Origin of the sequence: Clostridium sp. AN503 (assembly GCF_040719375.1) — a bacterium.
Taxonomy (GTDB): domain Bacteria; phylum Bacillota; class Clostridia; order Lachnospirales; family Lachnospiraceae; genus Brotaphodocola.
Map to the genome: position 1 here is coordinate 1,555,862 of NZ_JBFDTP010000002.1, position 25,773 is coordinate 1,581,634.

The 25,773-nt window shown below is 49.2% G+C and carries 29 protein-coding genes; 27 read left to right on the plus strand and 2 right to left on the minus strand.

Annotation, left to right across the window (positions count from 1 at the left end):
- Positions 1-30: 30 nt before the first annotated feature.
- A complete protein-coding gene (locus tag AB1I67_RS14435; protein WP_367030566.1) occupies positions 31-456 on the plus strand; it encodes a YraN family protein in 426 nt (141 codons plus the stop codon).
- A 30-nt stretch (positions 457-486) separates the two neighbouring features.
- A complete protein-coding gene (pgeF, locus tag AB1I67_RS14440) occupies positions 487-1,335 on the plus strand; it encodes a peptidoglycan editing factor PgeF (protein WP_367030567.1) in 849 nt (282 codons plus the stop codon).
- A 347-nt stretch (positions 1,336-1,682) separates the two neighbouring features.
- Here pgeF and AB1I67_RS14445 read toward each other — a convergent pair whose 3' ends face one another.
- Positions 1,683-2,654: a helix-turn-helix transcriptional regulator gene (locus AB1I67_RS14445; protein ID WP_367030568.1), complete on the minus strand. Its 972-nt coding sequence runs from the start codon at positions 2,652-2,654 to the stop codon at positions 1,683-1,685.
- 388 nt (positions 2,655-3,042) lie between these two features.
- On the opposite strand from AB1I67_RS14445, the gene AB1I67_RS14450 reads away from it, so the two are divergent.
- The 8 genes from AB1I67_RS14450 to AB1I67_RS14485 all read left to right on the plus strand — a co-directional run bounded on the left by AB1I67_RS14450 (position 3,043) and on the right by AB1I67_RS14485 (position 7,939).
- Positions 3,043-3,294, plus strand: a complete 252-nt coding sequence (locus AB1I67_RS14450; RefSeq protein ID WP_367030569.1) for a hypothetical protein — start codon at positions 3,043-3,045, stop codon at positions 3,292-3,294.
- Positions 3,295-3,377: 83 nt separating this feature from the next.
- On the plus strand, positions 3,378-3,914 hold the full coding sequence (locus AB1I67_RS14455; RefSeq protein WP_367030570.1) for a hypothetical protein: 537 nt from the start codon (positions 3,378-3,380) through the stop codon (positions 3,912-3,914).
- A gap of 56 nt (positions 3,915-3,970) precedes the next feature.
- On the plus strand, positions 3,971-4,420 hold the full coding sequence (locus AB1I67_RS14460; protein WP_367030571.1) for an SMI1/KNR4 family protein: 450 nt from the start codon (positions 3,971-3,973) through the stop codon (positions 4,418-4,420).
- Positions 4,421-4,776: 356 nt separating this feature from the next.
- Positions 4,777-5,199: a type II TA system antitoxin MqsA family protein gene (locus AB1I67_RS14465; protein WP_367030572.1), complete on the plus strand. Its 423-nt coding sequence runs from the start codon at positions 4,777-4,779 to the stop codon at positions 5,197-5,199.
- A 177-nt stretch (positions 5,200-5,376) separates the two neighbouring features.
- Positions 5,377-6,081, plus strand: coding sequence for a hypothetical protein (locus AB1I67_RS14470; protein WP_367030573.1), 705 nt, complete (start codon positions 5,377-5,379; stop codon positions 6,079-6,081).
- A 62-nt stretch (positions 6,082-6,143) separates the two neighbouring features.
- Positions 6,144-6,608, plus strand: a complete 465-nt coding sequence (locus AB1I67_RS14475; RefSeq protein WP_367030574.1) for a hypothetical protein — start codon at positions 6,144-6,146, stop codon at positions 6,606-6,608.
- A gap of 27 nt (positions 6,609-6,635) precedes the next feature.
- Positions 6,636-6,890: a DUF6547 family protein gene (locus AB1I67_RS14480; RefSeq protein ID WP_367030575.1), complete on the plus strand. Its 255-nt coding sequence runs from the start codon at positions 6,636-6,638 to the stop codon at positions 6,888-6,890.
- 170 nt (positions 6,891-7,060) lie between these two features.
- Positions 7,061-7,939, plus strand: a complete 879-nt coding sequence (locus AB1I67_RS14485) for a DUF4261 domain-containing protein (protein WP_367030576.1) — start codon at positions 7,061-7,063, stop codon at positions 7,937-7,939.
- Positions 7,940-7,997: 58 nt separating this feature from the next.
- Here AB1I67_RS14485 and AB1I67_RS14490 read toward each other — a convergent pair whose 3' ends face one another.
- Complete coding sequence (locus AB1I67_RS14490; RefSeq protein WP_367030577.1) at positions 7,998-9,206, minus strand: ribose-phosphate pyrophosphokinase; 1,209 nt, start codon at positions 9,204-9,206, stop codon at positions 7,998-8,000.
- 185 nt (positions 9,207-9,391) lie between these two features.
- On the opposite strand from AB1I67_RS14490, the gene AB1I67_RS14495 reads away from it, so the two are divergent.
- The 17 genes from AB1I67_RS14495 (at position 9,392) to AB1I67_RS14575 (ending at position 25,765) form a co-directional block, all read left to right on the plus strand.
- Complete coding sequence (locus tag AB1I67_RS14495; RefSeq protein ID WP_367030578.1) at positions 9,392-10,771, plus strand: DUF512 domain-containing protein; 1,380 nt, start codon at positions 9,392-9,394, stop codon at positions 10,769-10,771.
- A gap of 1 nt (position 10,772) precedes the next feature.
- Positions 10,773-12,101: a ribosome biogenesis GTPase Der gene (der, locus tag AB1I67_RS14500; protein WP_367030579.1), complete on the plus strand. Its 1,329-nt coding sequence runs from the start codon at positions 10,773-10,775 to the stop codon at positions 12,099-12,101.
- Entirely contained in the window at positions 12,101-12,739 is a 639-nt protein-coding gene (gene plsY / locus AB1I67_RS14505) for a glycerol-3-phosphate 1-O-acyltransferase PlsY (RefSeq protein ID WP_367030580.1), read from the plus strand. Before der ends, plsY begins: the two co-directional genes overlap by 1 nt.
- Positions 12,740-12,744: 5 nt before the next feature.
- On the plus strand, positions 12,745-13,758 hold the full coding sequence (locus tag AB1I67_RS14510) for an NAD(P)H-dependent glycerol-3-phosphate dehydrogenase (protein WP_367030581.1): 1,014 nt from the start codon (positions 12,745-12,747) through the stop codon (positions 13,756-13,758).
- Positions 13,759-13,906: 148 nt separating this feature from the next.
- On the plus strand, positions 13,907-15,133 hold the full coding sequence (locus tag AB1I67_RS14515) for an ABC transporter substrate-binding protein (RefSeq protein WP_367030582.1): 1,227 nt from the start codon (positions 13,907-13,909) through the stop codon (positions 15,131-15,133).
- Between the two features lie 142 nt (positions 15,134-15,275).
- Positions 15,276-16,157: a branched-chain amino acid ABC transporter permease gene (locus AB1I67_RS14520; protein ID WP_367030583.1), complete on the plus strand. Its 882-nt coding sequence runs from the start codon at positions 15,276-15,278 to the stop codon at positions 16,155-16,157.
- A 9-nt stretch (positions 16,158-16,166) separates the two neighbouring features.
- Positions 16,167-17,234, plus strand: a complete 1,068-nt coding sequence (locus AB1I67_RS14525; RefSeq protein ID WP_367030584.1) for a branched-chain amino acid ABC transporter permease — start codon at positions 16,167-16,169, stop codon at positions 17,232-17,234.
- A 1-nt stretch (position 17,235) separates the two neighbouring features.
- Positions 17,236-17,994, plus strand: coding sequence for an ABC transporter ATP-binding protein (locus tag AB1I67_RS14530; protein ID WP_367030585.1), 759 nt, complete (start codon positions 17,236-17,238; stop codon positions 17,992-17,994).
- 12 nt (positions 17,995-18,006) lie between these two features.
- A complete protein-coding gene (locus AB1I67_RS14535) occupies positions 18,007-18,717 on the plus strand; it encodes an ABC transporter ATP-binding protein (protein ID WP_367030586.1) in 711 nt (236 codons plus the stop codon).
- A gap of 133 nt (positions 18,718-18,850) precedes the next feature.
- A complete protein-coding gene (locus AB1I67_RS14540) occupies positions 18,851-20,089 on the plus strand; it encodes a 6-phosphofructokinase (RefSeq protein ID WP_367030587.1) in 1,239 nt (412 codons plus the stop codon).
- Positions 20,090-20,105: 16 nt separating this feature from the next.
- Positions 20,106-20,543 carry a GTP pyrophosphokinase gene (locus AB1I67_RS14545; RefSeq protein WP_367030588.1) on the plus strand — a complete coding sequence of 146 codons (438 nt, stop codon included), beginning with the start codon at positions 20,106-20,108 and terminating at the stop codon, positions 20,541-20,543.
- A gap of 50 nt (positions 20,544-20,593) precedes the next feature.
- The gene (gene spoIVA, locus AB1I67_RS14550) at positions 20,594-22,069 is read left to right on the plus strand and encodes a stage IV sporulation protein A (RefSeq protein ID WP_367030589.1); all 1,476 of its coding nucleotides are present in this window, start codon (positions 20,594-20,596) and stop codon (positions 22,067-22,069) included.
- 243 nt (positions 22,070-22,312) lie between these two features.
- A complete protein-coding gene (locus tag AB1I67_RS14555) occupies positions 22,313-23,914 on the plus strand; it encodes an MBL fold metallo-hydrolase (protein WP_367030590.1) in 1,602 nt (533 codons plus the stop codon).
- Positions 23,915-23,928: 14 nt separating this feature from the next.
- Positions 23,929-24,411, plus strand: coding sequence for a ribonuclease HI (gene rnhA, locus AB1I67_RS14560; protein ID WP_367030591.1), 483 nt, complete (start codon positions 23,929-23,931; stop codon positions 24,409-24,411).
- A gap of 110 nt (positions 24,412-24,521) precedes the next feature.
- Positions 24,522-25,163: a lysozyme inhibitor LprI family protein gene (locus AB1I67_RS14565; protein WP_367030592.1), complete on the plus strand. Its 642-nt coding sequence runs from the start codon at positions 24,522-24,524 to the stop codon at positions 25,161-25,163.
- A 5-nt stretch (positions 25,164-25,168) separates the two neighbouring features.
- A complete protein-coding gene (locus AB1I67_RS14570; RefSeq protein WP_367030593.1) occupies positions 25,169-25,501 on the plus strand; it encodes a DUF1622 domain-containing protein in 333 nt (110 codons plus the stop codon).
- A gap of 117 nt (positions 25,502-25,618) precedes the next feature.
- Entirely contained in the window at positions 25,619-25,765 is a 147-nt protein-coding gene (locus tag AB1I67_RS14575) for a hypothetical protein (RefSeq protein ID WP_367030594.1), read from the plus strand.
- The last annotated feature ends 8 nt before the right edge of the window (positions 25,766-25,773 follow it).

The following is a 25,773-nucleotide window of genomic DNA, read 5'->3' on the forward strand; positions in this document are numbered from 1 at the left end:
TACAGCCAGAATGGCCATAGGGCGGTGTATATGGGACTGGAATATCAAAATTGTGAAAACGGCGGAGAGCCGCTGCGAGAGCGGCAGAATCTTCAGGAAGAGCGGCCGCACAAAAACAAGCGAGAGACAGGCAGCCGGTATGAGCAGGAGGCTGCTTTATATTTAAAAAATCAGGGTCTGACGATCCTGGAACAGAATTTCCACAGTCGTGAGGGCGAGATCGATTTAATCGCCAGAGACGGCAGATATCTGGTATTTGTGGAAGTGAAATACCGGAAGAATGCGGTCAAAGGTGATCCGGCGGAGGCGGTTGATTATTACAAACAGCGGCACATCCGCAGGACTGCACAGTATTATCTTTACAGCCACCGGTATGGAGAAGACACTCCATGCCGGTTTGACGTTATCAGCATTTTGGGCAGTGAGATCCGCTGGATCAAAAATGCATTTGAGTGAAATTGAGTGAATATGATTTGGAGGCAGCATATGACAGACTGGTCAAGAAAAACTGACGGACAGGAGATCCGGGTAAATGAGAAGAATGGTGTCTGCTATCTGACGTTTCCGGCGCTGGAGGAGACTGGGATGGTCGATCACAGTTTTTCTACCCGGATCGGCGGCGTCAGCGAAGGTAAATTCTCTACCATGAATTTTGCTTTTACCACAGGGGATGATCCTGCCCATGTGTTGGAGAATTACCAGAGGATGGCAGAGGTTCTGGGCGTGGAAAAAGAGCGTATGGCGCTTTCCTGGCAGACCCATACCACCAATATCCGCAGAGTGACAGAAGAGGATGCAGGAAAGGGCGTGGTGAGGGAGCGGGATTACCGGGACGTGGACGGTTTGATCACGGATGTCCCCGGCATTACCCTTGTGACCTTTTATGCAGACTGCGTGCCGCTGTATCTGCTGGACCCGGTGCACCGGGCCATCGGCCTGTCTCACTCCGGTTGGAGAGGGACGGTAAACCGCATGGGCCGCGTAACCTTAGACGCCATGAGCCAGGCATTTGGCACCAGACCGGAGGATGTGACCGCCTGTATTGGCCCAAGCATCTGCCAGGACTGTTTTGAGGTGGGCGGCGAAGTGACGGAGGAATTTGCAAAGGAATTTGATGAGCGTTATCACGAGGAGCTGTTTTACCGGAAGGAAAATGGGAAGTATCAGCTGGATCTGTGGAGAGCGAACCAGATTGTTTTTGAGGAAGCCGGCGTGAAGAAAGAGAATATCCATACGACGGATATCTGTACCCATTGCAATCCTGAGAGACTGTTTTCACATAGGACCATGGGGAAGGAGAGGGGGAATCTGGCGGCGTTTTTTGTTTTGCGGTAAAAGTGCGGAGGCAAGGGGGCCGTCCGGGAATGGAGGCAGGGAGTGGCGGGAACGGTCCGGGGGCTGTTTGTCGTCGGCGGGAAGGACTAACCTTCCGGCAGGGCCAAAACCGGGGCGCCGGGGATAGTCGAACCGAACTCTTGATGAGTTCGCTTCTCCGATCCCCTCGCAGCCTGACGTTGTGCGTCAGACTGCGTCCCCGGTTTTGACCCCGCCGGAAGCTAAGTCCTTCCAGGCTTCCGCAAGAGGCCCCCGGACTCGTTCCCGCCACTCCCTGCCGCCATTCCCGGACTACGTCTTGGCTGCCGCTGGGGAGAAAAGCGGAAAAGCAAAAGCAAAGTTTGATTTTAGCGTTTTACGACGGGGCGGATGTATTTGAAATATTGGGTTGGGTTGTAGTAGAAGTACATGATTCGGTCGGGGGTTGTGGTGTCGAGGGTGTAGTTGGTGGAGGTGTAGTCGAAGGTTGACATTGCCTGCTCGATCTTTTCTTCTACGCTGCGGTTTTCCTGGTCGTAGTCGAAGGGGCCGTGCTCGAAGACGATGTAGTCGGCTTCGGGGATGTCGATGAGCTGCATTTGTGGGGGGATCTCGCCGTTGTAGTGGGAGGGGAGTCGGACGCCCCAGCATTCGGTGCGGGGATAGCCCCAGGCGCAGAGACGGCCTTCGGGGTCGTTTAGGTATGCCATGATCTGGCCGCTGCCGCAGTTGGGTTCGCTGCCTCCATCGTCGTCTAATTTGCCTTTGATGCTGTCTAACAGGCCGCAGATCGTCTCGTAGTCCTGTCCCGGAATGAGATTCTGCTTTTGCCAGAAATCCCAGTATCCGTTGCTTTCACGGTTTTTGACGTGCAGGAATTTGTGGGCGGGTATGGTTATGAAATAAATGTTGATGCCTTCTGTTGATTTGATCATGCCGATCTCTCCTAGTCCTAAAAAGTAGCGGTCGAACGGGTTTATTTTGGTGCGGAGTATGACAGGCCGGGGATTTTTGCGGTATTCGCCCGGCGTGATCCCGTAGAGTCCTCTGAATGCTCTGGTGAATGCCTCGTGTGAGGAAAAACCGTGATCTAAAGCGATGTCTAAAAGGCTTCTTTGACTGTCGCGGACCTCTTTTAAGGCAAAGGCCAGTCTTCGGTTCCGCAGGTAGTCACGGAAGGATATGCCGGAGATCTCTTTGAACTTCCTGGTTGTGTAATATTCGGAATATCCCAGTTTGTTTGATAGAAAGCCCAGTGTCAGTGCTTCATCGTTGTGGTCTTTTATGCATCTGTCAATCTCGTCTACGATGGTCTGGATCTGTTTGTGCCATTCGTACATGTTTCGTTCACCTCGTTTTATCCCGTTTCGCTCACCCTGGATCTATTATATAGAAACCAGAGAGAAGACGCTTGATTTTGGTTGCGGTCTTTGCATGACTTTTAGAATCTTTGAGAGTTGTTGTACTCTGCCTGGCAGTAAATCGAATGGATGTCATCTATATTGTAATCAGTATACGGAATGAAGTGGATAAAATCAAGTGTGTTAAGCTATGTAAAGAAAGCCCTTTCAATGTTTATGGAAAGGGCGGGAGTTCCGGATTTATATGCAATGCAGTGGACTTGGGTTTTGGGATAGAGTATAATGGTAAAAAGAACCACGGTGCTAGGTTCAATGAAATTGCACTGCGGATTAATGGTAAAATGGAAATTTGAAGGGGAAAATTGCTATGTTTGAGAAAAAGAAAAAAAGATGTATTATCATGTGTTGTATCGGGCTAATATTATTAATGACTGGTTGTGATAAATATTCCAGAAATGGGGGATATTATAGTAATTTGACAGCTACCGGCGGCACAGATGACTACTCACTATCTGGAAAAGCATATGTGACCGATACGCTTTCTTTTTTACATATTACATCATCCGAAAATACAGAGATTAGCCTTAAAGGAGAGTTGAAAAAATATCTGGAAATATAGATATAGTATATGTAGGGGAAAACGGTGAAAGTATAATTACTTCCTCTAAAGATAAAAATGCAAAGATTGATGCAAAATTTCAAGTGGAAAGTGGAGACGGACGTTTAGAGTTTCGAGGGAGTAATGTCAGCTTTAATTTTAACATAACTATTGAAAATATAGAGAAAGTTGAATATATCGGTATAGAAAACAAAAAGGAGGAGGAATTAAAAGATAATGAACCGACTGACACAGATTTGAATTTAGAAACTCAATCTAAGATATTGCAAGAAATTACGGCTACATATACAGATAGTGACAATGATTGTGTTGTACTAGACACAGAAATTAGTGAGGACACTAAGATAAATGTCTCAGTTAAAGCAAGTGTTTCTAATGCAGAGCATGATAAAAATGTATTTTTCAATGGATTTGAATTGGTTTATAATACCGAGGGTGGAAAAAGCTTTGAAGTTATGAAATGTGATGAAAAAGCTTTTGCATTAGGTGGTTATGAATGGGAAGATGATTTCAACATAGAAATGAAATTGCCTAAAGGAATAAATAAATTAATTTTCCGTAGCAAAGATGGAAATAATTATAAAATAAAGCTAGATATTTGCGTCTCTGAAGTCGAGTAGATTAATAGGCTCATATTTTCGGTTCTATTAACTTAGATTTTGCGGAGGAGTTGTATATGTTTGAAAAAATGAGTAAAGCACTTACAAGAGAAGATATAGCGGAAATCGAAACAAATCTGGGATTTGCATTTCCAGAGGATTTTGTAGAACACTACCTGTCCTATAATGGTGGAATACCTACAAAGCCGTTTTTCCATTTTGAAGAGGAAGATATTGAAATAGAGATTCAAGTTTTTCTTCCGTTAAAACATCGTTATTGTGACATTCCCATAGGAACAGCGGAGGAAAAATATTTATTGTTCAAAGAAAAATCCCCATTGATGACCTCTTATTTTCCATTTGCTAATGACTATGGAGCTAATCCGATTTGTGTCAATTTGGAGAAAGGAGGAGTCTATATTGTGTATATGGATTTGGGAGAATTGGAGGATAGATGCTTCCGTTGTATTGCAGAGAGTTTTCGGAACTTTATTGAATCCTTGTCCGAAGAAAGCATAGACGATTAGGGTGCAGTCTACAACTTCCCAGTGAACAAAATCGCTGCGCCACAGCCTTAGTTGTCCATCGCGCAGCGATTTTGTTCACTTGGAAGTTGTCTACTACAATAAAGAATAAGGATATATTTCTATGTTATAGAAATTAGCAGAAAATGAAATGAAAATCTCCTTTCCTCTTTTTGGAAGTTATTACATCAATATAAAGTATCTCTATCCAATCCAGATGTAACCATTGAGTCGATTAGCGCCGTGGTTGGTTGGGGTTTTGATATAGATGCAGATATCACCTTGATAAGGAAAAAGAAAAAGGGTGAGGATGAAAAGTTTTCCACACCATATGCATAGTTAACCAGGAGGGAAGATAGATGGAGGCCAGCACTTTAATTAGAAAGATTCATATGAACTGTCCGCTTTGTGACAAAATACACGAAGTAGAAGAAAGAAAACGTGATACGACAATGACCGTAAAAGGCGAAGAAGTGGCTTATGAAGAGAAATTTTATTTTTGTGCCAATGCGGATGAAGACGAAGCTGAGTTTGAATCCGGATCGATGACGAATAAGAATCTGCTCAATGCTCGAAATGCATATCGTGTGAAGAAAGGTCTGTTGTCTTCTGATGAGATAGTCTCAATCCGGGAAAACTACGGTTTATCCCAGGTGGATTGGGCGAAACTGCTTGGATGGGGAGAAGCAACCATATCCAGATATGAAAGCAAGGCGATTCAGGACGAAGCTTATGATACGATGTTTCGTCTTGTCAAAAGATATTGTCGATTATATGCATGAGGAAAGGGCATATAAGGAAACTGCGGCGGGTGAAATCATACAATTCAGTTTGGCAAAAGGAATACGGCCATTTTAAAGGTTCACTACTGACAACAGCCAGAAGGAGAGTGAACAACTCCCTTTTATCAGAGAGTTAAACAAATCGGAATTTGAAGGAGAATGGAGGGTGAAACGAAAATGAGTGTTGACCTAAATTTTTGGAAATATAAAAAAGATATATACTTGGACAATGCGATTGTGTATCAAAATGCCTGTTGCGATAATGAAGAAGTCGAGGGTTTAGAAGTCCTACCGATAGAGGACATTTTAAAAGAAATATCAACAACTTTTCAAGAGTGGAATTCACTTGACCCATACAATTATGAGAAAAACGGATCGGGATCGTTTCAAATTTCAACAACTCCGCAAACAGTTCGCTTTGACTGCTATTCGATGGAACAAGCGGATATGAAGCGTTTCTCATCTATTATGTCAAAATTTGCGTGTCCATTATATGACCCGCAACAAGGTGTGCGCTTTGATAAAATAGCTGTGTTTTTAATAGATGAAGCAGGCGAATATAAAACACAAGTAGAGCAGGAATTTTCCCGGTTGCTCCCTCGTTTGGAAATTATAACGCAGATAGTAAATTGGAATGAATATGTACAGCTTTCAAAAACGCTTAGTTATATTAAATATAATGCGATTATCCATCGTGCAAAAACCTTGACAAAGGTAACTTCATCTTTACAGTTTGGCAGGGCTTGGGCAAATCGTCCCTGTCAATGTAAAACTGCCCAGTTCGCAGATAAGGATAACGCTCACCAACTTTTGGAAGAATTACTTCAAAAATCGATTGAACGTGTTGTGAATGACTTTCTTGTGGGAACGTATTACGAGTAATTTATACACTCTATTGATTTCAGAGACACTTACAATTTCCAATTTGTAAGGGGGAATACAATATGCTTCAAAAGCAAAAAGAAACGATTTTAGCCTTGCTAAAATCTGATAAGGCTAACAAAAACTATGAACGTAACTACATGTTTTCTTATAAAGATTACTTAGACCCAACAGATAAATTCACAGATTTCTCCTGTGAAAGCCTTGACGGGAAACTAGAGTATATTACCTTAATCGAAAACTTGTTAAACGCAGATGAAACCGCAAAAATTTTTGTGCAAGTCTACGGACTTGACAAGGATAATAGCGATGAGTTTATTTATGCTGATACCTTGATTATTTTTAGCACATTGCCACTTCTTGAGATAAGACGAATTTTTAATGAGCCGAAAGATATTTTTCCAAGTGATATTGGAGAAGAAACCGATTTATTACAAGATTTTGTTGTTGATGATAACGGCAATTTATTTCCAGTTGTAAATCTTTTTAACAGCAGCTATTCTGCTTATTATTGTTGGTGGGACTAACCTTCCAATTTGTTGGGTAGATTTTAAGTGCATCTCGATGATAATAAAGCAATTAATCAACTTCTTGTTGTATTGACACCGGAACAAAAAGAAGTGTTGGCGAAAATGGTTCAAAGGGCAAGAATAGGCGGTATTCACGATACTCTTGCTTATATAGATGAAATGATGGATTGCAATGGACTGATTTTAACTCAGGAAGATGAGGTCTATCCGCATGACCATTTTGAGAGTATGCACTATGACTTCATTTGCAGAAGCGAAGGCGATGAATGGACAGAATAGCTCGCCAACTCCGGATTTGAGGAGGTGATAAAAATAAAACACGACATAAATTTAAAATTGAAAGAGAAATTATCAGTGGCTTTAGAATATGAAATCGGAGAACCCGAAGATGGATATGATTTCAAATATTGGGATTAAGCTTTTTATTTTGTATAAACGAGGTGTGAGATATGGAAGAAACAAGAAGTGATATGTTTGTTAACAAGTGGAATTCATTGTATTATATTGTTCCTTTGTTTGAGCAACCACCTGCCATGCCTTCACTGGAGACATTTCTCAAGGCATTGTCAGCTGAATTTGGAAAAGTCGAACCGCTTGCGGCGTCATCCCAGATGCCCTTACGTCCTTCAGAACTGCTGACCGTAGTGTTGTGGGATCATATGGCTTACTATAAAAAAGATGACAAATGGGCGCCTACAGAACTGATACTATATGGTGCTGATGAGTTTGACCGGGGTTTATGGAATGAGAATATCGTTGCGCAGTTTTGGGACTGTGGAGATGACCGCCGTAAATTTGCTGACCGCTGCAGATATTCTGTTATGGCAAGTAATATGTTGGCAGCTATGCTTCCTGTCAAAGAGCGGTGTGGCATTATGGCAGATTATGCAGATATATTATTAAAACTTTTCCCAGACTGCATTGCGCTTTATTGGCCGCACAGCCAGCGCCTTGTACCGCGTGAAGTATTTTTGACGCCGGGGTGGTCTGATCCTACATTGCACTTTCTGGATGGCGGACTCCATGTACGTTTTTTTAATATTGCTAATAGTGATGAGATGCTGTTTGACACGCTGGGACTGACAACGCTTGGACTGCCTGATCTACAGTGTCATTGCAAGGGAATAGAGCCAAATGAAGTTGTAACTTTTTTACATAATCTGGCGGCATATCTCTATAGTGAGGGCGATATTATCAAGGACGGTAATACGGTTGAGGGTCTTCATGGCGAGAAATGGCTATGTCAGCATGAGGATGCCATGGCAGGCCCTATGCGGGTTGTGTTGGATATTTGCCCCGGTAAATATGCCGGCGGAGGTCGGTGTTAAAAATTACAAAAGTGCAAAAAATGGGCTATCAGCTAACCGCCGATAGCCCACCTTTTATTTATACGATCGTCTGAAAATAGTCATACCCATCCGCCTGATACCGTTTCACCAGCTTCTGGATCTTTGCAGTCGGGGACAGGGCTGCCCCGATGGATACGTCGTGGTTAAAGGAATTGATGATGGCGGCTAAGTATTTGCTCATATCTGCTTCCAGATACCACTCGCGCTCAAACAGGGCCTGGGGGCGGTAGTTTAAGTTGGTGGTGATCACGCTGTCGATATAGCCTTTCTGGTAGAAGTCATCGAACTTGTCAAGGCCGCTGGTAAACAGGCCGAAGGTACAGCAGATGATGACTTTTTTCGCTTTCCGTTCTTTTAACTCGCGGGCGGTGTCTAACATACTCTCGCCGGAGGAGATCATGTCGTCGATGATCAGCACGGTCTTGCCTTCCACGGAGGAACCGAGGAACTCGTGGGCCACGATCGGGTTGCGGCCGTCCACGACTCTGGAATAGTCGCGGCGTTTGTAGAACATGCCCATGTCGACGCCTAAGTTGTTCGCTAAGTATACGGCGCGGTTCATGGCGCCCTCATCCGGGCTGATGATCATCAAGTGGTCCTTGTCTATCTTTAAGTTTCTGTCATGGCGGAACAGTGTTTTTACAAACTGATAAGTCGGCATAAAGCTGTCAAAGCCGTTCAATGGGATCGCATTCTGTACCCGCGGGTCGTGGGCGTCAAAGGTGATAATATTGGAAACGCCCATGGAGACCAGCTCTTCCAAGGCCATGGCACAGTCGAGGGATTCCCGCTTGGTGCGTTTGTGCTGGCGGCTTTCGTATAAGAATGGCATGATCACATTCACCCGGTGGGCGGTAGCGATGGAAGCGCCGATGATGCGTTTTAAATCCTGGAAATGGTCGTCCGGGGACATGTGGTTCGTATATCCGCAGACCGTATAGGGAATGCTGTAGTTGGTAACATCCACCATGGCAAAAAGGTCTGCGCCGCGGACGGATTCTTTGATGATACCCTTTGCCTCACCGGTTCCAAAGCGGGGGCAAGTACACTTTAACAGGTAGGAATCCACATCATAGCCGCGGTAGTTGAGATCCTTCTGGCGGCGGATCAACTCCTCCGTATCGTTTTTACGGAACTCCACAATGTGGTCGTTGACCTTCTGCGCCAGATCCCTGCAGCTTTCCAATGCAGCGATCTTTAAGGGTGCAACCGGTAGTACATCATTAAACACATAATTGTTTGCCATGTCAGAAAACTCCTTCAATTGTGAAATCATTAAAAATCAGTAAAACCCACTTTCATTTATACCATTGTGCAAAGTGGTCAGTCAATAGGCAGTGTCATATTTTGTAAAAAAAAACAAAAGTGGATTCCTTTACAAAGAACGGGAATATTGATATGATAAAGAGAAGTATACGAGAGGAAAAATCTATGAAGAAGAATAAAGGACATGCCATCAAAGCCGTTGATCCAGGTTCTATTGCAGAGGAGCTGGAGCTGGAGCCGGGGGACAGGCTTTTAACGATCAACGGCAACGAAGTGGAAGATATATTTGATTATGAGTACTATGTAGACAGCGAGAGCATGGTCATGCTGGTGGAAAAAGCAGACGGGGAACTGTGGGAGCTGGAGATCGAGAATGATTATGAGGATCTGGGCCTGACCTTTGAAAATGGGCTTATGAGCGATTACAAATCCTGCAGCAACAAGTGCATTTTCTGTTTTATCGACCAGATGCCGCCGGGAATGCGGGATACCCTGTATTTTAAGGATGACGACTCCCGGCTTTCCTTTTTACAGGGCAACTATATCACCCTTACCAATATGAAGGATCATGATATCCGGCGCATCATTGAATTCAAGCTGGCGCCGATCAATATCTCGGTGCACACCACCAACCCGGAGCTCCGGTGCGAGATGCTGCATAACCGGTTTGCGGGAAAGTCTCTGGAGAAGATCGACACCCTCTATGAGGCGGAGATCCCCATGAACGGACAGATCGTTCTCTGCAAAGGGGTCAATGACGGAGCGGAGCTTGACCGGACGATCGGGGACTTAACGAAATATCTCCCTTATATGCAGAGCGTATCTGTAGTGCCGGTGGGACTTTCCAAATTCCGCGACGGGCTGTATCCCTTAGAGCCGTTTGGCCGGGAGGACGCTGCCGCGGCTCTGGAGATCATCGAGGGCTGGCAGAAGAAGATATTTGCGGAGCATGGGACCCACTTCATCCATGCCAGCGATGAGTTCTATATCCTGGCGGGAAGAGAGCTTCCGGAGGAGGAGCGGTACGACGGGTATCCCCAGCTTGAGAACGGGGTGGGGATGCTGAGGCTTCTGGATACGGAGGTGACGGAGGCGCTTGAAGTGCTTTCCCAGGAGCAGGAAAAGGCGTGGGATATGGAACCGGAGGAGCTTTCTCTTGCAACGGGGGAACTGGCTTATCCGTATTTGAAGCAGCAGCTGGAGAAGATCACGGCCCGCTGTCCGCAGAAGAAGATTCATCTGTACGCGATCCGCAACGACTTTTTCGGAGAGATGATCACAGTGGCAGGACTGATCACAGGACAGGACATCATCAGGCAGCTTTCCGGGAGAGAGCTGGGGGAACGGCTTTTGCTCCCCGTCTGCATGTTCCGCAGCGGCGAGGAGGTCTTTTTGGACGATGTGACCAGGGATGAAGTGCAAAAAGCTTTACAAGTCCCGGTGAATATTGTAAAATCAAGCGGGCAGGATCTGGTAAATGCCGTCCTGCGCAGGGATACAGAAGAAGATATCGTATATGAAGGATACGAATTAAAGGAGATATAATATGAGCAAACCGATCGTAGCGATTGTTGGGCGTCCCAACGTGGGAAAGTCCACCCTGTTTAATGTACTGGCGGGGGAGACTATTTCTATCGTAAAGGATACGCCCGGAGTGACCAGGGACAGGATCTATGCGGACTGTACCTGGCTGAATATGAATTTTACCCTGATCGATACCGGCGGTATCGAGCCGGACAGCAAGGATATCATACTGTCCCAGATGCGGGAACAGGCGCAGATCGCTATTGATACGGCGCATGTGATCATCTTTATTGTGGATGTGCGCCAGGGGCTGGTGGATTCTGATTCCAAGGTGGCGGATATGCTGAGAAAGTCCGGCAAGCCTGTGGTCCTGGCTGTCAACAAGGTGGACAGTATCCAGAAGTTCGGCAACGATGTTTATGAGTTTTATAATCTGGGCATTGGAGAGCCGATCCCGGTGTCGGCGGCTTCCCGTCTGGGGATCGGTGATCTGCTGGATGAGGTGACGAAGCATTTTGCTGCGGACCAGATGGAGGAGGCGGAGGATGACCGCCCGCGCGTCGCTATCGTGGGCAAGCCCAACGTGGGCAAGTCCTCCATCATCAACAAGCTGATCGGCGAAAACCGCGTGATCGTTTCGGATATTGCGGGGACCACAAGAGATGCAGTCGACACGGAGGTTGTCTATAACGGCACGGAATATGTGTTCATCGATACGGCGGGCCTTCGCCGCAAGAGCAAGATCAAGGAGGATTTGGAGCGGTACAGCATTATCCGCACGGTTTCTGCCGTGGAGCGTGCCGACGTGGTGATCCTGGTGATCGATGCACAGGAGGGCGTCACGGAGCAGGATGCCAAGATCGCAGGCATTGCACATGACCGAGGCAAGGGCATTATCGTGGCAGTGAACAAATGGGATGCCATTGAGAAGAATGACAAGACCATCTATGAGTATACAAAGAAGATCCAGGATACCCTGTCCTTTATGCAGTATGCGGAGATGATCTTTATCTCGGCGGTGACCGGACAGAGGATGAACAAGCTGTTCGAGATGATCGACATGGTGAGGGAGAACCAAACCCTGCGCGTTGCCACCGGGGTGCTCAACGAGATCATGACGGAGGCCGTGGCGCTGCAGCAGCCTCCCACCGACAAGGGCAAGAGGCTGAAGCTCTACTATATGACCCAGGTTGCGGTGAAGCCGCCGACCTTTGTGATCTTTGTCAATGACAAGGAACTGATGCATTTCTCATATGTCCGGTATTTGGAGAACCGGATTCGGGATTCGTTCGGATTCAAAGGAACTGCTCTGAAGTTCATCGTCCGTGAGCGTTCTGGGAAGGAGGAATAATGGCGCGTCTTTTCTGTCTTGTCATGGGATATGTGTTCGGCCTGTTCCAGACCGGATATTTATACAGTAAATCCCAGCATATGGATATCCGAAACTACGGCAGCGGCAATTCCGGCAGCACCAATGTGCTGAGGGTCATGGGAAAGAAGGCCGGTCTGATCGTGTTCATCGGCGACGCAGGCAAGATGATCCTTGCCTGCCTGCTGACCAGGCTTTTATTCCGCAGCCAGCCGGAGATGCTCTACGTATATCTTCTGTATACCGGCTTTGGCGTGATCCTTGGACACAACTATCCCTTTTTTATGGGCTTTAAAGGCGGAAAGGGGATCGCGGCATCTGCGGGACTTTTGGTATCCTTAGACTGGCGTCTGACCCTGATCTGCCTGGTGGTGTTTGTGACGACAGTTGCAGTGACCAGATATGTTTCCCTTGGTTCCATTTTTGTGATGATCTTATTCATCCTGGGCATGGTTTTCTGGGGGCACAGAGGGGATTACGGCATCGGGACGCAGCATTTGACGGAATTTTATATTGTGGCGGCGCTGATCGGAGGCATGGGGATCTGGCGTCACCACGCCAACATCAAACGGCTTATGAGCGGTACGGAGAATAAGCTTGGAGCGAAGAAGAAGGAGTGACGGATATGGCAAATATCGGTATCATCGGTTCTGGAAGCTGGGGGATCGCGCTGTCAGCGCTGCTACATAATAACGGGCACCAGGTTACGGTATGGTCGGCGTTTGAACGGGAGACAGAGTCCTTAAAGACCACCAGACAGCTAAAGACCCTGCCGGAGCTTACACTGGCAGATGAGACAGGCTTTACCTCAGATTTAAAAACCGCCATGTCGGACAAGGATCTGCTGGTGACAGCGGTTCCGTCCATCTACGTGCGGGAGACGGCAGTGAAGATGAGTTCCTTTTGCAGAGCAGGGCAGATCGTGGTCAACGTGGCAAAGGGAATTGAGGAATCCACGCTTATGACGCTTTCTGATATCCTGAGCGAGGAGCTTCCTCTTGCCAATGTGGCTGTGCTTTCCGGCCCCAGCCATGCGGAGGAGGTCAGCCGCGGGCTGCCGACCACCTGTGTGGTGGGAGCGAAGGACCAGAAGACCGCAGAGTATATCCAGAGCCTGTTCATGAGCCCTGTGTTCCGCGTCTATACAAGCCCTGATATTTTAGGCATTGAGCTGGGCGGGGCGTTAAAGAACGTAGTGGCGCTGGCGGCCGGTATCGCCGACGGACTGGGCTACGGGGACAATACCAAGGCGGCCCTGATCACCCGTGGTATCTATGAGATTGCACGTCTGGGCATCAAGATGGGCGGAAGCTTTGAGACGTTCTGCGGCCTGTCCGGCATTGGGGACCTGATCGTTACCTGTGCCAGCATGCACAGCAGGAACCGCCGGGCCGGAATCCTGATCGGAAAAGGCTACACCATGCAGGCGGCTATGGATGAAGTGCAGATGGTGGTGGAGGGCGTCTATTCTGCGAAGGCGGGATTGAAGCTTGCTCAGAAGTACGAGGTTCCCATGCCGATCGTGAGTGAAGTCAACCAGGTGCTGTTTGAAGGAAAGTCTGCCCGTGACGCGGTGAATGATCTGATGCTGCGTGACAAGACCATGGAGAGCGTTTCTCTTCTATGGGACGGCAGATAGGCTGGAATACTTTGGTAATTTGACAGTTTAGCGTGAAAAAGCACTTGACAATGCATTTTTATGCAACTATAATAAGTTAAGCTTTAAAGGCGGGGCTTTCCGGAATTTGATCCGGGAAGCCTGTTTGTAAAAAAGAGGAGGATTTATTATGAAGAAAGTTGTAAGCTTAGGTTTAGCAGTAGTTATGGCTGCATCCCTGACGGCATGCGGCGGCGGTTCTGCAGATGCGACGAAAGCGCCGGAGACCACTGCGGCAGGCGGCAGCGCGGAGACCACTGCAGCAGCAGGAGATGATGCGGCAGCAGGGAATGCAGAGGGCGGCACCTTAAAGATCGGCGTTACCGGCCCGCTTACCGGGGCGAACGCAGCATATGGCGTAGCAGTACAGAACGGCGCGGCGCTGGCTGCAAAGGAGATCAATGCGGCAGGCGGCATCAATGGTATGACAGTTGAGACCAAGGCTGAGGATGATGAAGCTGATCCGGAGAAAGTCATCAATGCATATAATAACTTAAAAGACTGGGGCATGCAGATGCTGGTAGGCGCTACCACCTCCGGTGCATGTATTTCCGTTGCGGCAGAGAGTGCCAACGATAACCTGTTCCAGATCACCCCGTCCGGCTCTGCTGTAGAGTGCGTAGCCAATGACAATGTATTCCGTGTCTGCTTCGCTGACCCGGACCAGGGTACTGCTTCTGCAAAGTACATCGGTGAGAACAAGCTTGCGACGAAGGCTGCTATTATCTACGACAGCTCCAGCGAGTATTCCTCCGGTATCCGTGAGGCGTTTGTAAAAGAGTCCGCAAACCAGGGCATCGAAGTGGTGTCTGATGAAGCATTTACCGCTGACACCAACACCGATTTCTCCGTACAGCTGGACAAGGCAAAAGATGCAGGCGCAGAGCTTGTGTTCCTGCCGATCTACTATCAGGAGGCTTCTGTTATCTTAAAGCAGGCTTCTGATAAGGAATTTGCTCCGATCTTCTTTGGCTGTGACGGTATGGACGGAATCCTGACTGTAGAGAATTTTGATGCTTCTCTTGCAGAGGGCCTGATGCTCCTGACACCGTTCTCTTCCACAGAGGAAGGCAGCAAGGCATTTACGGAAGCTTACATGGCTGAGTTTGGCATTGAGCCGAACCAGTTTGCAGCAGATTCTTATGATGCGGTCTATGCGATCAAGGCGGCAGCTGAGAAAGCCGGGATCACTGCAGATATGGAAGTGGGCGCTATGTGCGACGCGATGAAGACCGCTATGACCGAGATCTCCATCGACGGCCTGACCGGCGCAGATATGACCTGGAATGCAGCAGGTGAGCCGAACAAAGCTCCGAAGGCTGCCAAGATTGTAAATGGCGTTTACGAGATGCAGTAAACTGTTATAGAGATCCAAATGAGGGTCGTCCGGAAGACGGCCCTCATTTGCATTCCGGTACTTGAACTTCGATTCTCCCTATGATATAATTCGACTTAATGTTTCATTTTCCAATAGAAAAATGTAAAGAGGTGTAGGGTACATGAGCTTTCTGTCTTATTTGATCAACGGAATCAGCCTGGGCAGCATCTATGCGATCATAGCGCTTGGATATACCATGGTTTATGGTATCGCGAGAATGCTGAATTTCGCCCACGGAGATATTATCATGGTGGGAGGGTTTGCGATATTCACCATCGTGAGCACTTTAAGCCTGCCGCCCATATTGGGTGTTTTAGTGGCGGTAGCGGTCTGCACGGTTCTTGGGGTGACCATTGAGCGTGTGGCGTACAAGCCGCTCAGGGGGGCGTCCTCCCTGGCAGTGCTGATCACGGCCATCGGTGTCAGCTATCTGCTTCAGAACATCGCGCTTCTGATCTTCGGTTCCAATGCGCGCCAGTTCACGTCCATCGTGGATGTACCGGGACTTAAGCTGGCTGGAGGGGAGCTGACGATCTCCGGCGTTACCATGGTTACGATCGTGACCTGTATTGTGATTATGGTGGGACTTACTCTGTTCATCAATAAGACGAAGATCGGTCAGGCCATGCTGGCAGTTTCCGAGGATACCGGCGCGGCGACCCTGATGGGGATCGATGTGAACAGGACCATTGCCATAACCTTTGCCATCGGTTCAGCGCTGGCGGCGATTGCTGGCGCGCTGCTCTGCTCCACCTATCCCTCCCTGACTCCTTATACCGGTTCCATGCCGGGTATCAAGGCATTTGTGGCGGCAGTATTCGGCGGTATTGGCTCCATACCGGGTGCTCTGATCGGTGGAGTGCTGCTGGGAGTGATCGAGAATCTTTCCAAGGCATACATATCCTCCCAGCTTTCGGATGCGATCGTATTCTCAGTGCTGATCATCGTGCTTTTAGTGCGTCCGACCGGTATTCTGGGCAAAAAGATTACTGAGAAAGTGTAGGTGTGCGTGATGAAGAAGAATAAGATACTGGTTCAGAACAGTATTACATACGCGCTTGTGATCGGCTGCTGGATCCTGATGCAGATTCTTTCTGCCACCGGGAATATGTCGAGTCTTATGAAGGGGCTTCTAGTTCCGCTGTGTATCTATGTGATACTGGCAGTGTCCTTAAACTTAACCGTAGGCATCCTGGGTGAGTTAAGCCTTGGTCATGCGGGTTTTATGTGCGTAGGCGCATTTGCCGGCGCATTCTTTACCAAAAGTATGGAGAGTGCGATCCCGAGTGTCGGTATCCGTTTTTTCCTGGCGCTCCTGATCGGCGCGCTGGTGGCGGGACTGTTTGGCATCCTGATCGGAATCCCGGTCCTTCGTTTAAAGGGAGACTACCTGGCGATCGTTACCCTGGCTTTTGGCGAGATCATTAAAAACCTGATCAACGTCATGTATATCGGCAAGGATGGGAGTGGTTTCCATTTTTCCATCAAGGACACCATGTCCCTTGGCATGGATGAGACCGGGGTTGTCATCATAAAGGGGGCCCAGGGGATCACCGGTACTCCCAAGGCGGCTACCTTCACCATCGGCATCATCCTGGTGCTGATCACGCTGTTTATTGTGCTGAACCTGATCAACTCCCGCACCGGACGCGCCATCATGTCCATCCGTGACAACCGGATCGCGGCAGAGTCTATCGGGATCAATATTACCAAATACAAGCTGATGGCGTTTGCCATCTCCGCAGCGCTGGCAGGGGTTGCAGGTGTTTTGTATGCTCACAATATATCCAGCCTGGCGGCGACGCCCAAGAGCTTTGGCTATAATATGTCGATCATGATCCTTGTATTCGTGGTCCTGGGCGGACTGGGCAACATCCGCGGATCTATCATCGCTGCCGTCGTGCTGACCATGCTGCCTGAGATGCTGAGGGGCCTGAACAATTACCGCATGCTGATCTATGCCGTTGTGCTGATCGTGATGATGATCTTCAACTCCAGCCCCAAGGCGATCGAGCTGCGTTCCGTCCTGATGGAGAAGCTTCGGAAGAATAAAAAGACTGCTGCGAAGGAGGCTGCGTGATATGGCAATGCTGGAAGTGAAAAATATCGGTATTTCCTTTGGTGGCTTAAAAGCAGTGGATGATTTCAGCATCACCATCGAGAAGGGACAGCTTTATGGTCTCATCGGACCGAACGGGGCAGGCAAGACCACTGTGTTTAACCTGCTTACAGGTGTGTATAAGCCGGATACAGGAAGCATCCTGCTGGACGGCAGGAATATCACCGGCAAAAGGACCATCGACATCAACCAGGCGGGGATCGCGAGGACCTTCCAGAATATCCGTCTGTTTAAGGATTTGAGTGTACTGGACAATGTCAAGTCCGGACTGCACAGCCATTACAAGTATTCCACGATCGAAGGCATCCTCCGTCTGCCCAAATATTACCGGACGGAAAAGGCGATGAATGAGCGCGCCATGGAGCTACTAAAGGTGTTTGACTTAGACGGCGAAGCGGACTACAAGGCATCCAACCTGCCGTACGGCAAGCAGCGGAAGCTGGAGATCGCCAGGGCGCTGGCTACGGAGCCGAAGCTGCTTCTTTTAGACGAGCCGGCGGCGGGCATGAACCCCAACGAGACGGCGGAGCTGATGGATACCATCCGGTTTGTCCGTGACAATTTCGATATGACCATTCTGCTGATCGAGCATGACATGAAGCTGGTTTCCGGCATCTGTGAGGAGCTGACGGTGCTGAATTTCGGACAGGTGCTGGTTCAGGGCGAGACGTCAGAGGTACTGAATGATAAGCGTGTTATCACGGCTTATCTTGGAGAGTAGGAGGAGAGGACTATGGCAATACTGGAAGTAAAGGATCTGGAAGTATACTACGGTGTCATCCAGGCCATCAAGGGAATCTCTTTTCTAGTAAACCAGGGGGAGATCATTGCCCTGATCGGGGCAAACGGCGCGGGAAAGACCACGACGCTCCAGACGATCACCGGTCTGATCCCGTCGAAAGCAGGCAGGATCTTTTATGAGGGCAGTGATATCACGAAGACTCCGGGGCACAAGCTGGTCTCCATGGGCATCGCCCATGTGCCGGAGGGCCGCCGGGTGTTCGCACAGCTGACCGTGCTCCAGAATCTGAAGCTGGGAGCCTATACCAGGAGCGATAAAGAGGAGATCGAGGAGACGCTTAAGATGGTTTACAGCCGTTTCCCGCGTCTGGAGGAGCGAAAGAACCAGCTGGCAGGGACCCTGTCCGGCGGCGAGCAGCAGATGCTTGCCATGGGGCGCGCGCTGATGTCTCATCCCAAACTGATCGTTTTAGATGAGCCTTCCATGGGCTTGTCCCCGATCTATGTAAATGAGATATTCGATATCATCCAGAAGATCAATGACGATGGAGTTACCGTCCTGTTAGTGGAGCAGAACGCCAAGAAGGCGCTCTCCATTGCGGACAGGGCTTATGTTCTTGAGACCGGCTCCATCGTGCTCAGCGGTGATGCGGATAAATTGATGAACGATGACTCGGTGAAGAAAGCATATTTGAGTGAATAGTCAAAAAATGTCAGAAAATTATTCAAATTAGAGGGAAAAGTCCTAGACTTTTTCCTTTTTTTTGTGGTAAACTGTTTGCATAGGCAAATACCATTGCCACAGTACGAATAATAATCACAAGGAGGTTTACAACATGAAGGGTAATGTAATTGTCGGTCAGTCAGGGGGCCCCACGGCAGTAATCAATTCCAGTCTTGCAGGTGTGTACCGCACAGCAATGGACCGCGGGGCGAAAAAAGTTTATGGCATGCTTTTTGGGATTCAGGGGCTGTTAGACGAGCAGTATGTGGATCTGTCTAAGCATATTAGGAGTGATCTGGACGTAGAGATTTTAAAGCGTACTCCCTCGGCATTTCTTGGCACCTGCCGCTACAAGCTCCCGGATATCCATGAAAACCAGGAGATCTACAAAAAGATCTTCCAGATCCTGGAGAAGTTAAACATCGAATGTTTTATCTATATTGGCGGGAATGACTCTATGGATACCATTAAGAAGCTGTCGGATTACGCGATCCTGACGGGACAGAACCAGAAGTTCGTCGGTGTGCCGAAGACCATTGACAACGACCTGGCTCTCACAGACCATACGCCGGGATATGGCAGCGCTGCCAAATATATCGCCACTTCCACCAAAGAGGTGATCCGGGACGGCCTGGGCTTTTCCTACAAGAAAAAGCTGGTCACCATCATTGAGATCATGGGACGGAATGCAGGCTGGCTGACCGGTGCGTCTGCGCTCTCGAAAGGTGAGGACTGTGATGGTCCGGATATGATCTTCCTGCCTGAGCTGGATTTCGATATCGACAAATTCATCAGCCGGGTGAAGAAGCTTTTAGAAAAGAAAGACGTGGTCGTGGTTGCTGTTTCAGAGGGTATCCGTACCAAGGAAGGGAAGTACGTCAGCGAGCTGGGAGCAGGAGTGGATTACGTGGATGCGTTTGGTCACAGGCAGCTCACCGGAACAGCCAATTATCTTGCTAATGTGGTCAATCAGCAGGTTGGATGCAAGGCCCGTGCGGTAGAGTTTTCGACCCTTCAGCGGAGTGCGGCGCATCTCGCTTCCCGTGTGGATGTGAATGAGGCGTTTATGGTGGGCGGCGCAGCGGTCAAGGCGGCGGACGAAGGGGATTCCGGCAAGATGGTAGTGATCGACCGTGTATCCGATGATCCGTATCAGTGCGCTACCGGGATTTACGATGTACATAAGATCGCCAACGGTGAGAAGCTGGTCCCGAGGGACTGGATCACAAAAGATGGGACTTATGTGACAGAGGAATTCATCGATTATGTAAGGCCGCTGATCCAGGGGGATTCCCCGTCTGTCATGGTAGACGGAATCCCGCGTCACTTATACATGTCCTCAAAAAAATAAGGGAGGAGTGATCAATATGCTGTCAAGAGCGATTGATGTTGCAAAAGAAGCATTCTCCGGCAAGAAGGATGACAACGGACACCCGTACGTCGACCACGCCCTGCGCGTGATGGATAAGATGGATACGGAAGAAGAAAAGATCGTAGCGGTGCTCCATGATGTGGTAGAGGAATCGGAGGTTTCTCTCCACGAGCTGCAGGCCATGGGATTTTCCCGCCAGGTGGTGGAGGCTGTGGGCATCCTGACGAAACGCAATGATATGACATATTTTGATTACATTGATGATATCCGCTGCAGCGAACTTGCATCCAAAGTCAAGATCGCGGAGATCGAAGACAATCTGGATATGCCCCGGGTCAGGAAGATGTCGTTCCAGACCTACACCCCGCAGCTGCGGGCAAAAAAGGCGCTTGCAATCCTTAAGAATGAAGATACCGGCAATGATTATAAATAATTCGTCTCCCCTTGGCATATACTGTAACAGTATAGCAAGGGGGTATCTTCATGGATAATTATAATGTATACAAGGATATCAAAGCAAGGACCGGAGGCGAGATCTATCTGGGCGTGGTGGGACCGGTGAGAACCGGGAAGTCCACATTTATCAAACGGTTCATGGAGCAGCTTGTGCTGCCGGAGATGGATGACGAGCACCGGAAGAACCGGACGCGGGATGAATTGCCGCAGAGCGCCGCAGGAAAGACCATCATGACGACGGAACCGAAGTTCATTCCCAAGGAAGCCGCACTGATCCAGCTTGCGGACGGGACTCAGGCGAAGGTACGTCTGATCGACTGTGTAGGGTTTATGGTGGAAGGGGCCAGCGGCCATGAGGAAAATGACAAGGAACGCCTGGTAAAGACCCCCTGGTTTGAGGAGGAGATCCCATTCACCAGAGCGGCAGAGATCGGCACCCGCAAGGTGATCAAGGATCACTCCACCATTGGCATCGTAGTGACCACGGACGGATCGTTCGGGGATCTGAAGCGGGATGCATACATACACGCGGAGGAGACCGCGATCAATGAGTTAAAGGCCATTGGAAAGCCGTTCATCGTGCTGTTGAATTCCGACAGGCCCTTCTCCGAGGAAACCGGTGTTTTGGCTCGTCAGATGCAGGAGCAGTATGGCGTGACTGTGATGCCGGTCAACTGTGAGCAGCTGAAGCCGGAGGACATATACCGGATACTGGAAAAGGTGCTGAAGGAATTTCCGGTCACAGAGGTGGATTTCTTCATCCCCAAATGGCTGGAGATCCTTCCTTCCACCCACTGGTTGAAGGAACAGGTCATCAAAACTGCCAGAGACTTAATGACCCGGGTGCGCCATATGAAAGATGTACCCTCCGACCTAAACGACGGCACGGACCAGGTGATCCGGTCCATGAAGGTAGATCAGATGGATCTGTCCGATGGAAGTGTCTCCGTGCAGGTGGCTCTGGAGGACGGTTATTATTACCAGACCTTAAGCGACTTTGCTGGAATACCCATAGAAGACGAATACCAGCTGATGCAGAAGCTGAAAGATTTGGCATCCATGCAGGGCGAATATGACAAGGTATTAAATGCCATGAACCAGGTAAGGATGAAAGGCTACGGCGTCGTAACCCCGGATCGTTCCGAGATCGTCTTAGATGAGCCGGTCGTGATCAAGCACGGCAATAAATACGGCGTAAAAATGCGTGCAGAGGCCCCGTCCATCAACCTGATCAAAGCCCACATCCAAACCGAGATCGCCCCCATCGTCGGAAGCGAACAACAGGCAGAAGACCTGATCGCCTACATGAAAGAAAACGCAAAAAAAGAAGAAAACGGGATCTGGGAGACAAATATATTTGGAAAATCCATAGAACAGATAGTAGAAGACGGGATTCAGGCAAAAGTGAGCCAAATGACCGAAGACTGCCAGATGAAACTGCAGGATGCATTACAGAAGATCATCAATGACAGCAATGGGGGGCTCATATGCATCATCATCTAGCAGTGCCAAATAAGACGTATAAAGGTATGCGTTGTGCTTGCACATAAGCAGACCTTTATATGGCTTATTTGATAGGGCGAGAGCCCTATCACCGACATGGAGCGAAGCGGAATGGAGGTGCACTGCGTACCCCGCCAGTACACCCCCACAAACTTCTTCGCCGCATGGAGCGCAGCGCAATGCCGGCCCGTCCAGGCATCCTCCCCTCCATTTCGAATCCCCACCCCAAGGAGGCATCAATATATGCGACTAGTATTCAGCGGCGCCGCCCACGAAGTCACGGGCAGCTGCCATTACATTGAACTTGGAACCACAAAACTCCTCGTCGACTGCGGCATGGAGCAGGGCCAGAACCTGTACGAGAACATCGACCCGCCGGCCCCCTGGACCGACATCCAGTTTGTCCTCCTGACCCATTCCCACATCGACCATGTAGGAATGCTGCCCTATATCTACGCCCGCGGTTTCCGCGGCCGCGTGATCGCCACAGCCGCCACCTGCGACCTGTGCACGATCATGCTAAAAGACTCAGCCCACATCCAGGAGATGGAGGCTGAGTGGAAGAACCGCAAAGCGCGCCGTGCAGGCCGCGCAGAAGTCCCTCCGCTCTACGAGATGAATGACGCCTTAGGCGTCCTCGAGCACTTCGAACCTTACGAATACGGAGAAATGGTAACCCTAAACGAATCGGTCACCATCCGTTTCACCGATATCGGACATCTTCTCGGCTCCGCATCCATCGAGATCTGGCTGAAAGAAGACGACATCGAAAAAAAGATCGTCTTTTCCGGGGACATCGGAAACAAAAACAAACCCCTGATCAAAGACCCCGCTTACACCAAAGAAGCAGACTACGCCGTAATGGAGTCTACCTACGGAGACCGTCTGCACGAAAAGCGTGTAGACCACATCACCGAGCTGGTCCGCATTGTCCAGGAAACGCTGGACCGCGGCGGCAATGTGGTGATCCCTGCCTTTGCAGTAGGACGGACCCAGGAACTGTTATTTTACTTCCGCCAGATCAAAGCCCAGCACCTGATCAAGAACCACGACAGCTTTGAAGTCTATGTGGACAGCCCCCTTGCGGTGGAGGCGACCCATGTATTCAAGCAGAACCAGCTGGACTGCTACGACGATGAGACAAAAGAACTGGTAATACAGGGCATCAACCCGATCTCATTTCCGGGACTGAAGCTCTCCGTGACCAGTGACGAGTCCAAGAACATCAACTTCGACACCCGCCCCAAGGTCATCATCTCCGCATCCGGAATGTGCGATGCAGGCCGGATCCGCCACCATTTAAAGCATAACCTGTGGCGCCCGGAATGTACCGTGATCTTTGCCGGTTACCAGGCAGAAGGCACCATTGGCCGCAGCCTGACCGACGGGAATAAGACGGTCAAACTCTTCGGTGAGGCGATCGATGTAGAAGCACACATCGAAACGCTCCACGATATCAGCGGACATGCAGACCGGGATGGCCTGTTGGAATGGGCATCGGCATTTGAGAAAAAGCCGTCGCAGTTTTTTATTGTCCACGGCAGCGACAGCGTATGCGACCGGTTCGCAGAAGCCGTCACCAGCTTAACAGGAGTTCCGGCGAAGGCACCGTTTAGCGGCTCTGAATTCGACCTGGCTGCAGGCGTATGGGTGAAAGAAACAGAAGGAATCCCGATCGCCTCTAAATCCGAGGCCACACGCAAGGCAAACGGCGTATTTGCCCGTCTCCTTGCAGCAGGGGAACGTCTTATGGCGGTCATCAGCCGGAATGAGGGCGGCGCCAACAAAGACCTGGCGAAATTCGCCGATCAGATCAATGCATTATGCGATAAATGGGATAGATAAGGAGAGTCAGATTCATGTCAAAGGTACAGATTTACACGGATGGTTCAGCCAGGGGGAATCCTGACGGACCGGGAGGATATGGGGCGGTGCTCCAGTTTATGGACAGCAAGGGTCAACTGCATGAGAGGGTCCTGTCGGCCGGATATCAGAAGACAACCAACAACCGCATGGAGCTTATGGCGGCGATCGTGGCTTTAGAGGCGCTGAACCGTCCCTGTGAAGTCGAGCTTTATTCCGACTCCAAGTATCTGACGGATGCTTTTAATCAGAAATGGATCGACAACTGGGTTGCAAACAACTGGAAACGCGGAAAAAGCGGTCCGGTAAAAAATATCGATCTGTGGGAACGGCTCCTTGCCGCCAAAGCCCCGCACCGGGTATCCTTTATCTGGGTGAAGGGCCATGCGGGACATCCCCAGAACGAGAGGTGTGATATGCTTGCCACCACCGCCGCAGACGGACAGGATCTGCTGGTGGATGAAGGGGTGGAAAATTAAGTAAATCTTACGATTGTTTACTTCTTTGGTTTTCATATTTTCATTCCTGGAAGTTTATGCTATGGTAGTGATGTGAGAGAGATACCATACAAAACGGGGCAGGATAATATATGAAATTAAAAGGGATATGGATCACCATATGTTTGATCGTGGTAGCAGGTGTCTGTGCTACCAGTTATACAAAGCAGTATACCTCCGAATCTGTGACTATGAGATCGTTGGAGGAAGCTGCCGGCATCCCGGAGACGGCAGCGGCTGGCAGCGGCGATTTGGGTCTGGCATCTGCAGCGTCCCGCACAGCGGCTGTCCGTGGACAGGTGGCAGCAGATGAGGCGGCAGATGACAGTGCGTTGGCAGAGATTGCCCAGGCAGAAGCTGTGGAGATATCGCCAGTTATGCAGGAGCTGTTTGATCTCGACGAACAGATAGAGAGAAGCCATTCGAAAACGGTAGATACCACAGCCAACTCCCTGAAGGCATCCGCAGAAAGCGAGTGGAAGCTGTGGGAGGACAGGATGGAACGTTATCTGGATATTCTTGAGAAGAAGCTTTCTGACGAAGACCGGGAAGCATTGTTCCTTGAGCAGAAGGAATGGATCAAGGACCGGGAAACTGCCGCCGCGTCCGCCTCCAAAAAGCAGAACAGCAGTGCTTTAGTAGAGCTTGAGTACAATCTTTTCATGAAGAAGATCACGAGAGAACGGGTCTACGAGCTGGCTAACCGCTACGAAAAAGAACTGACGGAAGGATAGAGCAGATGCTTCTTCTAAACTACATTGAAGATGTTTTTCAGATTATTGTGCAGTACGGAATCCTGTTCCTGGAATGCGCAGGAGTGGCAGTTCTGCTGCTGACAGCTGCAAAAAGTGTGATAGGATGTATCAAAAAAGATCCCGGAGTCAGGTTGATGCTGGCGCAGGGGATCGCCCTTTCCCTGGAATTTAAGCTTGGCGGCGAGGTGCTCCGTACAGTCATTGTGCGTGAATGGAGTGAACTTGCCATATTGGGGGCGGTGATCGTTCTGAGAGGCGCTTTGACCTTCCTGATCCACTGGGAGATCAAAACAGAGGAATCGCGGATCAATGGATGAAAGAATGGGAGGCGGAAGAAAATTCCGTCTCTTTTTTGTTTCCGGCTTGATAATTGCAGGTTCCTATGATAAGATACAATGATGAAAGAATGTATCTGAACACAAGGAGGAATGATGATGTCAGCTATCGCAGGAAGTTTTTTGCAGTTTGGCGTGAAAGCAGTGATTTTCGCGGCGATTGCCTACGCCGGGATTATCTGCGGCAAGAAGTTCAGAGATAAAAAAGATGCCGAAAAGGCTGCAGGCAGCCAGGAAGGCAGATAATACGGAGG

Coding starts and splice junctions, on each gene's coding strand:
- AB1I67_RS14435 (WP_367030566.1), top strand. CDS start 31: ATGGGACTGGAATATCAAAATTGTGAAAACGGCGGAGAGCCGCTGCGA.
- pgeF (WP_367030567.1), top strand. CDS start 487: ATGACAGACTGGTCAAGAAAAACTGACGGACAGGAGATCCGGGTAAAT.
- AB1I67_RS14445 (WP_367030568.1), bottom strand. CDS start 2,654: ATGTACGAATGGCACAAACAGATCCAGACCATCGTAGACGAGATTGAC.
- AB1I67_RS14450 (WP_367030569.1), top strand. CDS start 3,043: ATGTTTGAGAAAAAGAAAAAAAGATGTATTATCATGTGTTGTATCGGG.
- AB1I67_RS14460 (WP_367030571.1), top strand. CDS start 3,971: ATGTTTGAAAAAATGAGTAAAGCACTTACAAGAGAAGATATAGCGGAA.
- AB1I67_RS14465 (WP_367030572.1), top strand. CDS start 4,777: ATGGAGGCCAGCACTTTAATTAGAAAGATTCATATGAACTGTCCGCTT.
- AB1I67_RS14470 (WP_367030573.1), top strand. CDS start 5,377: ATGAGTGTTGACCTAAATTTTTGGAAATATAAAAAAGATATATACTTG.
- AB1I67_RS14475 (WP_367030574.1), top strand. CDS start 6,144: ATGCTTCAAAAGCAAAAAGAAACGATTTTAGCCTTGCTAAAATCTGAT.
- AB1I67_RS14485 (WP_367030576.1), top strand. CDS start 7,061: ATGGAAGAAACAAGAAGTGATATGTTTGTTAACAAGTGGAATTCATTG.
- AB1I67_RS14490 (WP_367030577.1), bottom strand. CDS start 9,206: ATGGCAAACAATTATGTGTTTAATGATGTACTACCGGTTGCACCCTTA.
- AB1I67_RS14495 (WP_367030578.1), top strand. CDS start 9,392: ATGAAGAAGAATAAAGGACATGCCATCAAAGCCGTTGATCCAGGTTCT.
- der (WP_367030579.1), top strand. CDS start 10,773: ATGAGCAAACCGATCGTAGCGATTGTTGGGCGTCCCAACGTGGGAAAG.
- plsY (WP_367030580.1), top strand. CDS start 12,101: ATGGCGCGTCTTTTCTGTCTTGTCATGGGATATGTGTTCGGCCTGTTC.
- AB1I67_RS14510 (WP_367030581.1), top strand. CDS start 12,745: ATGGCAAATATCGGTATCATCGGTTCTGGAAGCTGGGGGATCGCGCTG.
- AB1I67_RS14515 (WP_367030582.1), top strand. CDS start 13,907: ATGAAGAAAGTTGTAAGCTTAGGTTTAGCAGTAGTTATGGCTGCATCC.
- AB1I67_RS14520 (WP_367030583.1), top strand. CDS start 15,276: ATGAGCTTTCTGTCTTATTTGATCAACGGAATCAGCCTGGGCAGCATC.
- AB1I67_RS14525 (WP_367030584.1), top strand. CDS start 16,167: ATGAAGAAGAATAAGATACTGGTTCAGAACAGTATTACATACGCGCTT.
- AB1I67_RS14530 (WP_367030585.1), top strand. CDS start 17,236: ATGGCAATGCTGGAAGTGAAAAATATCGGTATTTCCTTTGGTGGCTTA.
- AB1I67_RS14535 (WP_367030586.1), top strand. CDS start 18,007: ATGGCAATACTGGAAGTAAAGGATCTGGAAGTATACTACGGTGTCATC.
- AB1I67_RS14540 (WP_367030587.1), top strand. CDS start 18,851: ATGAAGGGTAATGTAATTGTCGGTCAGTCAGGGGGCCCCACGGCAGTA.
- AB1I67_RS14545 (WP_367030588.1), top strand. CDS start 20,106: ATGCTGTCAAGAGCGATTGATGTTGCAAAAGAAGCATTCTCCGGCAAG.
- spoIVA (WP_367030589.1), top strand. CDS start 20,594: ATGGATAATTATAATGTATACAAGGATATCAAAGCAAGGACCGGAGGC.
- AB1I67_RS14555 (WP_367030590.1), top strand. CDS start 22,313: ATGCGACTAGTATTCAGCGGCGCCGCCCACGAAGTCACGGGCAGCTGC.
- rnhA (WP_367030591.1), top strand. CDS start 23,929: ATGTCAAAGGTACAGATTTACACGGATGGTTCAGCCAGGGGGAATCCT.
- AB1I67_RS14565 (WP_367030592.1), top strand. CDS start 24,522: ATGAAATTAAAAGGGATATGGATCACCATATGTTTGATCGTGGTAGCA.
- AB1I67_RS14570 (WP_367030593.1), top strand. CDS start 25,169: ATGCTTCTTCTAAACTACATTGAAGATGTTTTTCAGATTATTGTGCAG.
- AB1I67_RS14575 (WP_367030594.1), top strand. CDS start 25,619: ATGTCAGCTATCGCAGGAAGTTTTTTGCAGTTTGGCGTGAAAGCAGTG.